Annotated in this window: 9 protein-coding genes and 1 tRNA gene; 9 read left to right on the forward strand and 1 reads right to left on the reverse strand. The window is 60.1% G+C overall.

Annotated features, from left to right (window positions below):
• The first annotated feature begins 347 nt into the window (after nucleotides 1-347).
• The 9 genes from thrS (at nucleotide 348) to R3E49_RS15880 (ending at nucleotide 7,803) form a co-directional block, all read left to right on the forward strand.
• Entirely contained in the window at nucleotides 348-2,279 is a 1,932-nt protein-coding gene (gene thrS / locus R3E49_RS15840; protein WP_371295937.1) for a threonine--tRNA ligase, read from the forward strand.
• 7 nt (nucleotides 2,280-2,286) lie between these two features.
• Nucleotides 2,287-2,811: a translation initiation factor IF-3 gene (gene infC / locus R3E49_RS15845; RefSeq protein WP_371295938.1), complete on the forward strand. Its 525-nt coding sequence runs from the start codon at nucleotides 2,287-2,289 to the stop codon at nucleotides 2,809-2,811.
• 58 nt (nucleotides 2,812-2,869) lie between these two features.
• Nucleotides 2,870-3,064: a 50S ribosomal protein L35 gene (rpmI, locus tag R3E49_RS15850; RefSeq protein ID WP_123035199.1), complete on the forward strand. Its 195-nt coding sequence runs from the start codon at nucleotides 2,870-2,872 to the stop codon at nucleotides 3,062-3,064.
• A 30-nt stretch (nucleotides 3,065-3,094) separates the two neighbouring features.
• The gene (gene rplT, locus R3E49_RS15855; RefSeq protein ID WP_027949006.1) at nucleotides 3,095-3,451 is read left to right on the forward strand and encodes a 50S ribosomal protein L20; all 357 of its coding nucleotides are present in this window, start codon (nucleotides 3,095-3,097) and stop codon (nucleotides 3,449-3,451) included.
• A 135-nt stretch (nucleotides 3,452-3,586) separates the two neighbouring features.
• Nucleotides 3,587-4,600 (forward strand): phenylalanine--tRNA ligase subunit alpha, encoded by a 1,014-nt coding sequence (gene pheS, locus R3E49_RS15860; protein WP_371295939.1) that lies wholly within the window; start codon nucleotides 3,587-3,589, stop codon nucleotides 4,598-4,600.
• A gap of 21 nt (nucleotides 4,601-4,621) precedes the next feature.
• Nucleotides 4,622-7,021, forward strand: coding sequence for a phenylalanine--tRNA ligase subunit beta (gene pheT, locus R3E49_RS15865; protein WP_371295940.1), 2,400 nt, complete (start codon nucleotides 4,622-4,624; stop codon nucleotides 7,019-7,021).
• Nucleotides 7,022-7,026: 5 nt separating this feature from the next.
• Nucleotides 7,027-7,332 (forward strand): integration host factor subunit alpha, encoded by a 306-nt coding sequence (ihfA, locus tag R3E49_RS15870; RefSeq protein ID WP_101521943.1) that lies wholly within the window; start codon nucleotides 7,027-7,029, stop codon nucleotides 7,330-7,332.
• Entirely contained in the window at nucleotides 7,310-7,672 is a 363-nt protein-coding gene (locus tag R3E49_RS15875) for a MerR family transcriptional regulator (protein WP_290739789.1), read from the forward strand. The genes ihfA and R3E49_RS15875 overlap by 23 nt, the downstream gene beginning before the upstream one ends.
• A 54-nt stretch (nucleotides 7,673-7,726) precedes the next feature.
• Nucleotides 7,727-7,803 (forward strand) — tRNA-Pro (locus tag R3E49_RS15880).
• 14 nt (nucleotides 7,804-7,817) lie between these two features.
• On the opposite strand, the gene R3E49_RS15885 is transcribed toward R3E49_RS15880, so the two are convergent.
• On the reverse strand, nucleotides 7,818-8,185 hold a 368-nt coding region (locus R3E49_RS15885; RefSeq protein WP_371295941.1), incomplete at its 5' end, for a tyrosine-type recombinase/integrase.

The raw sequence follows: 8,185 nt of genomic DNA on the forward strand, positions 1-8,185 counted from the left end.
GCAGCCGACTGGCTGGAAGTCCGGCGGGGTCGGCCCGGTAGTGTTCTGAGCGCTCTGGTTTCCTGCATGGTGCCGCTCTCGAAGTGGGTGCACGTGCCAGGCCACTATAGAACACGTGGCGTCGATTTACTGTACACGCCGCGCTTTACAATCACGAGCAGTCTGTGCTCGCAGCGCCCGCGAACGCCGGGCAGGCTGTAGTTTGTGACCTGTCGCGCGGCTTGTGTTATGCTGCGCGGCCCGATTTTCGGCGAAATGGGGCTGCACGAACGTTGATCCTCAGTCTCCGATTGTAGCCCGCTCACGTGGCCTTTAGTAGGGGTCACCACTGACACCAAGGAAAACGCATGCTTTCTATTACCCTCCCCGACGGCAGCCAGCGTCAGTTCGAGGCACCCGTATCGGTTCACGATGTCGCCAGCGCGATTGGTCCGGGCCTCGCCAAGGCCGCACTGGCCGGTGTCGTGGACGGGCAGCCGGTGGATACCAGCCACATCATAGACCGCGACGCCAGCCTGGCGATTATCACGGAGCGCGATGAGGCGGGCCTTGAGGTGATACGGCATTCCACAGCGCACCTGCTGGCCATGGCGGTACAGGAACTGTTCCCGGGCACCCAGGTGACTATCGGGCCCGTGATCGAGGATGGCTTTTACTACGACTTCGCCAGCGGCCACCACTTTACCCCGGAAGACCTCGAGAAGATCGAGCAGCGCATGGAGCAGATCGTCGCCGACGACCTGCCTGTGGAGCGGCTGGTGATGGGGCGCGAGCGCGCCATCGAACTGTTCCGCAACATGGGCGAGCACTATAAGGTGCAGATTATCGAAAGCCTGCCGGCAGGCGAGGAGCTGTCCATCTACCAGCAAGGCCCCTGGATGGACCTGTGCCGCGGGCCGCACGTGCCCAGTACCGGCAAGCTCAAGGCATTCAAGCTGACCAAGGTCGCGGGCGCCTACTGGCGCGGCGACTCCAATAACGAAATGTTGCAGCGTATTTACGGCACTGCATGGGCCAACAAAAAGCAGCTCAACGAATACCTCACCCGCATCGAAGAGGCAGAAAAGCGCGATCACCGCAAGATCGGCAAGAAGCTGGACCTTTTCCACACGCAGGAGGAGGCCCCGGGGATGGTGTTCTGGCACCCGGATGGCTGGACACTGTACCAGGCGATTGAGCAGTACATGCGGCAGGCACAGCGCGCGCAGGGCTACCAGGAGATCCGCACGCCACAGCTGGTGGATATGTCGCTGTGGGAGCGCTCCGGGCATGCCGACAAATTTGGCGACGACATGTTTATGCTGCAGGCGGAAGATCGCCAGTTCGCGGTCAAACCAATGAACTGCCCCTGCCACGTGCAGGTGTTTAACCAGGGATTGAAGTCCTACCGTGACCTGCCGCTCAGGCTGGCCGAATTTGGCAGCTGTCACCGCAACGAACCCTCCGGCTCCCTGCATGGCATCATGCGCGTGCGCGGGTTCACGCAGGACGATGCGCACATCTTCTGCACCGAGGAGCAGATCCAGCCCGAGGTGGCAGCGTTCATCGACTTCCTGCACGCGGTCTATGCGGATTTCGGTTTCAGCGAAGTCATTTACCGGTTGTCGACCAGGCCAGAGCAGCGCGTGGGGTCCGATGCCGACTGGGACCGTGCCGAGAAAGCTCTGGCGGATGCCCTCGACGCCCACGCATTGCCCTGGCAGGAGTTGCCCGGCGAGGGGGCTTTCTATGGCCCGAAGATCGAATTTTCGCTGAAAGACTGCATTGGTCGTGTCTGGCAGCTGGGTACTATCCAGGTCGATTTTTCCATGCCGGGGCGTCTGGGCGCACAATATGTCGCCGAGGACGGCTCGCGGCAGGTGCCTGTGATGTTGCACCGCGCCATTCTGGGTTCGTTCGAACGTTTTATCGGGATTCTCATCGAGCACTACGAGGGCGTATTCCCCACCTGGCTGGCGCCTACCCAAGCGGTTGTGCTGAATATCACGGATAAACAGTCCGATTATGTCCGTTTTGTGGAAGATTCCTTGAAAAACAAGGGCTTTCGGGTCCAATCGGACTTGAGAAATGAGAAGATCGGCTTTAAAATCCGCGAGCACACTCTCCGTAAGGTGCCCTACCTGTTGGTGGTAGGGGACAAAGAGGTGGAAACACAGACTGTGGCCGTGAGGGCTCGTCGTGGTGAAGACCTGGGTTCAATGAGCCTGGAGGCGCTACAAGCGCTGATCGCCAACGATGTAGCGCGTCGCGGCCGTATTGTATTGGAGAATCAGCATTAAGAAAGACATGGGAAAGGGCGCCTCCAAAAAAGCCCTGATAAATGACCAGATTACTGTCAGCCCCGTCCGCCTGATTGGCCCGGACGGTGAGCAAGTGGGTATTGTGCCCCTTAAAGAGGCTCTGGCCGTCGCGGAAGGCGCCGGTGAAGACCTCGTGCTGATTGCCGACTCCGATCCGCCTGTCTGCAAGGTGATGGATTACGGCAAGCATATCTTCGAAGCGAAGAAGCAGAAAAACCTGCAGAAAAAGAAGCAGAAACGAACACAAGTCAAGGAAATGAAGTTTCGTCCAGGGACGGAGGAAGGAGACTACCAGGTAAAACTACGCAACCTGGTGCGTTTTCTGGAGCAAGGCGATAAGGCCAAGGTCACGTTGCGTTTTCGCGGTCGTGAAATGGCTCACCAGGAAATCGGCATGGAGCTACTCAAGCGGGTAGAAGCTGATCTGGCCGAATTGGGCGCCGTCGAGCAATTCCCGAAAATGGAAGGCCGACAGTTGACCATGGTGATCGCACCCAAGAAGAAGAACTAGGGCCTGTGAATGCCTTTTTTCTTCACTTTTTATTGATGCCAATGCGGAGTATCTGACGATGCCAAAAGCAAAAATTCACAGCGGGGCAGCCAAGCGTTTCAAGAAAACGGCTGGCGGCTACAAGCGCAAAAGCGCTTACAAGAGCCACATCCTGACCAAGATGACCACCAAGCGCAAGCGCCAGCTGCGCGGAACCTCCATGGTTCACGCCAGCGACAAGGTGCACGTAGACCGCATGATGCGGGCCTGCTGACGCTTACCCATCTGATATTAGGAGTAGACTATGCCTCGCGTAAAACGTGGTGTAACGGCACATCGCCGTCACAAGAAAATCCTGAAACAGGCCAAGGGTTACTACGGTGCCCGCAGCCGCGTGTTTCGTGTTGCCAAGCAGGCTGTTACCAAGGCCGGCCAGTATGCATACCGTGACCGCCGTCAGCGCAAGCGTCAGTTCCGCGCGCTGTGGATCACGCGTATCAATGCCCAGTCCCGTGCCAACGGCCTGAGCTACAGCCGCCTGATCAACGGCCTGAAGAAAGCCGATATCGGCCTGGATCGTCGTGTCCTGTCGGACCTGGCGGTGCATGACAAGCCGGCTTTTGCAGCGATTGTGGAGCAAGCGAAGGCCGCTCTGGCCTGAGCCCACCCTGCCGCCTGTGCGGCTCGCTGGTGATACGAGAAAGACCAGAAGAGGGAAAGGGCAGAGCTCTTTCCCTTTTTTGTTTGTGGGCGCCATGCGCAGATTGAATACATTTACAGTGGATTAAACGAACACATGGACAACCTGACACCTCTGGCTGAAGAGGCCAAGAATGCCATTGCCAGTGCCGCTGACAGTGCGGCGCTGGAGCAGTTGCGCGTCGACTTTCTCGGCAAGAAAGGGCGCGTCACCGAGCTGCTCAAAGGCCTCGGTCAGCTGTCCGCAGAGGAGCGGCCGGCTGCGGGCGCCAGGATCAATGTGGTCAAACAGGAGCTGCAGGCGCTGATCAACGAGCGCAAGGTCGCACTCGAAGCCGCAGCGCTCGCCGAGCAGCTCGGGCGGGAAACGCTCGATGTAACGCTGCCGGGCCGCGGTCAGAGCACGGGTGGCATACACCCTGTAACCCGCACCATCGAACGTATGGAAGACTTTTTCGCCGCCGTCGGGTTTGAGGTGGTCGAAGGCCCGGAAATCGAGGACGACTATCACAACTTCGAGGCGCTGAATATTCCGGCCCACCATCCGGCCCGGGCGATGCACGACACCTTCTATGTCGACCCGACGACGGTGCTGCGCACGCATACCTCACCTGTTCAGGTGCGGGTGATGGAGAACAACCAGCCACCGCTACGGGTGATATGCCCCGGGCGCGTGTATCGCTGTGACTCCGACCTCACCCACACGCCCATGTTTCACCAGGTTGAGGGGTTGTTGGTCGATGAGCGCTCCAGTTTTGCGGACCTCAAGGGTCTGATAGAGGATTTCCTGCGCGTGTTCTTCGAGAAAGACCTGTCCGTGCGTTTCCGGCCGTCCTATTTCCCCTTCACCGAGCCCTCGGCCGAGGTGGATATCCAGTGCGTGAACTGTGCCGGCGCGGGATGTCGGGTGTGCAGCCAGACCGGTTGGCTTGAGGTGATGGGCTGCGGCATGGTGCATCCGAGGGTACTGGAGGGCTCTGGCATTGACCCGGAGCGCTATACCGGTTTCGCCTTCGGCATGGGTGTGGAGCGCCTCGCCATGCTGCGCTACGGCGTCAATGATTTGCGCCTGTTTTTCGAAAACGACCTGCGCTTCCTTGAGCAGTTCTAGCAGACCACGGAGAGACAATCAGTGAAAATCAGCGAACAATGGCTCCGTGAATGGGTCGACCCGGCACTCTCCACCGATGAGCTGGCGCACCAGATCACCATGGCCGGGCTGGAAGTTGATGCCGTCGAGCCGGTGGCCGGGCATTTCAGCGATGTGGTGGTGGCAGAAATCCTGGAAGCGGTGCAGCATCCGGATGCCGACAAACTGCGTGTGTGCACCGTCGATGCGGGGAGTGAGACGGTGCAGATCGTCTGCGGTGCGCCCAACGCGCGCGCGGGCATCAAAGTGCCGCTGGCCCGAGTGGGTGCCGTGCTCCCGGGAGATTTCAAGATCAAGAAAGCGAAACTGCGGGGAGTGGAATCCCACGGTATGTTGTGCGCGGAAGCCGAGCTCGGGCTGTCTGATGCCAATGAAGGCCTGATGGAGCTGCCAGTGGATGCGCCCGTGGGGGCGGACCTGCGCGGCTACCTGCAGTTGGACGACCACCTGATCGAAATCGGCCTCACGCCGAATCGGGCAGACTGCCTCGGCATCGCAGGTATCGCCCGCGAAGTGGGCCTGCTCAACAATCTCCCGGTGGCGGCGGTGCCCTGCGAGCCGGTAGCGGCGACCATAACCGATGCCCTCACCGTGACCCTGGAGGCGCCAGAGCGTTGCCCGCGCTATGTCGGGCGCGTCATTCGCAACGTGGATGTCTCGCGGCCCTCACCGCTGTGGCTGCAGGAAAAACTCCGCCGCTGCGGTTTGCGCAGCATCGATGCGGTGGTGGATGTCACCAACTACGTGCTGCTCGAACTCGGCCAGCCGATGCATGCCTTCGATCTGGACGCGCTGCACGAGGGTATTGTGGTGCGCACCGCACGCGCTGGCGAATCCCTGCAACTGCTGGATGGCCAGACTGTTGACCTGCGCCCCGACACGTTGGTGATTGCAGACCACCGCGGCCCCCTGGCCATGGCGGGCATCATGGGTGGTGAGCCCAGTTCAGTGGGTGAAGCCACCAGGCACCTGTTTCTCGAGTCAGCCTTTTTCGCACCGGGCCACCTGGCGGGGGAAGCACGCCGCTACGGTTTGCACACCGACTCCTCGCACCGCTTCGAGCGCGGTGTCGATTTCGCCCTGCAGCGTCGTGCGCTGGAACGCGCAACGCAGTTGATACTCGACGTTGTCGGAGGTGAGGCGGGCCCGGTGGTAGAAACGGTAGTCGAAGCGCACTTGCCCGAGCGACCTGACGTTGTGCTGCGCCGTGCGCGCATCCGCCGTCTGCTCGGCTTTGAGCTTGTCGACGCCGAGGTTGAACGTATCCTGACGGGATTGGGCCTCGGCGTATCGGCGCTGGAAGACGGGTGGCGCTGTAGCATACCGAGCTGGCGGTTCGACATCAGCATCGAGGCCGATCTGCTGGAGGAGCTGGCGCGGGTATACGGCTACAACCGCCTGCCGGTCAGTCACGTGCAGGCGGATCTGGTGATTCCCGCGCAGCCGGAAGCGAAGCTCTCACTGCGCAGCGTGCGTCGGCACCTTGCTGCGCGCGGCTATCGCGAGGCGATTACCTATAGCTTTGTCGACCGCAAGTTGCAGCAGCTGTTTGATCCCGACGTGATGCCCATCGCGCTGGAGAATCCCATCTCTGCCGAGATGGGCGTGATGCGCAGCAGCCTGCTGCCGGGGCTGGTCGGCGCCGTGCAACGCAGCGTGCATCGCCAGCAGCCGCGCGTGCGCCTGTTTGAAACCGGCCTGCGATTTTTGCCCGGTTCGGAAGGCAACGGCCTGCAAGGGCTGCGCCAGACCCCATCGCTGGGCATGGTGATCAGCGGCCGGCGTTTCGACGAGTCCTGGTCTGTGGCCTCTGTTGCAGCGGATTTCTACGACATGAAGGGCGACGTTGAGAGTGTGCTGGGGCTTGGTCGCTGTGCCGGGCAGTTCAGCTTTGCCGCCGCGACGCACCCGGCGCTGCACCCTGGACAGACAGCCGCCATCAGCCGCAATGGCAAGCAGGTAGGGGTTGTCGGTGCCCTGCACCCGGATGTGCTGGGGGCACTGGATATCAGCGGCCCCGTGCTGGTCTGTGAACTGGATCTGGATGCGCTGCTGAGCGCGCAACTGCCCGCCTTCAGCGAGCTGTCACGGTTCCCTGAAGTGCGCCGTGATATTGCTGTGATCGTCGACAAGGAGGTACCGGCCGCTGAACTCATGCAGCATGTGAGAGCGGTGGCAGGGGCTTACCTGCGTCAGTTAAGGTTGTTTGATGTCTATGAGGGCAAAGGTATTGATCCTAAAAGAAAAAGCCTTGCATTTGGTTTGACTTTCAGGGATCAATCGCGCACTCTAAGCGACGATGTGGTTAACCAGTCCATGAATCAAGTCATTGATTCCTTGGAAAAAAACTATAACGCTGAGCTCAGGAACCAGGCGCTGTAACAACGATGACCGCTCTTACCAAATCTGAAATGGCTGAACGCCTGTTTGAAGAGCTGGGGCTCAACAAACGAGAGGCCAAGGAGATCGTGGAGCTGTTTTTCGAGGAAATCCGCGCCAGTCTGGAGGGTAACGAGCAGGTAAAGCTTTCCGGCTTCGGGAATTTCGACCTGCGCGACAAGAGCCAGCGCCCTGGTCGCAACCCCAAGACCGGTGAGGAAATCCCGATTTCGGCGCGACGGGTGGTTACCTTCCGTCCCGGGCAAAAGTTGAAGGCGCGAGTAGAAGAGTATGCTGGAACCGAGTCACAATAACGAACTGCCGGCCATCCCCGGCAAGCGCTACTTCACCATCGGGGAAGTCAGCGAATTGTGTGCGGTGAAACCGCACGTGCTGCGTTACTGGGAACAGGAATTTCCCCAGTTGAAACCGGTCAAACGCCGCGGCAACCGTCGCTACTACCAGCGCGAGGATGTGCTGACCATCCGCCAGATCCGCAGCCTGCTGTATGACCAGGGTTACACCATCGGCGGCGCGCGGCAACGCATGACCACTGAAGAGCCCGATGCACTGCAGCTGGACATACAGGCGGTCATCAAGGAGACCATCGAAGAGCTGGAAGATGTGCTGAAGGTGCTCGCGCCGGGCAAATAGGCTTGTCATCAGGGGCTCATTCAGTATAATGCCGGCCTCGCATTCGCGACTTCTCGGGGCGTAGCGCAGCCTGGTAGCGCACCACACTGGGGGTGTGGTGGTCGCAGGTTCAAATCCTGCCGTCCCGACCATATTTATCAAGCACTTACGAGCGGTCCGTTACCAAAGTTTTACCAATCGGACCCGAGAGGTCGAGCTTATCCAGCTCGGCCCGGCTTGCTTCTCCCTCTATCCACTTCGAATAAACCGTCAGCGTCATGGTCACTGAGTGGCCCAGTTGCGACGCCACGAAAGCCGGATTCACACCCGCCATCAGCAGCATCGTCGCGTAGGAATGCCGGGTGTTGTATGCCCGCCGGTGACGGATCCCCAGTTTCTTCAAAGCGCGAGTGAATACCATCCGCTGGGCTTTCTCGGTTTTGAATTCGGCCTGTTGGTGGTACCGGGCAGAGCGGAACACGGCGCCGCCGGCGAGGAAGGACAGCGCCTTGGCTTTGCCTCTGCCCCTGCTCG

It is taken from the genome of Haliea sp. (assembly GCF_041395985.1).
Lineage (GTDB): Bacteria > Pseudomonadota > Gammaproteobacteria > Pseudomonadales > Halieaceae > Haliea.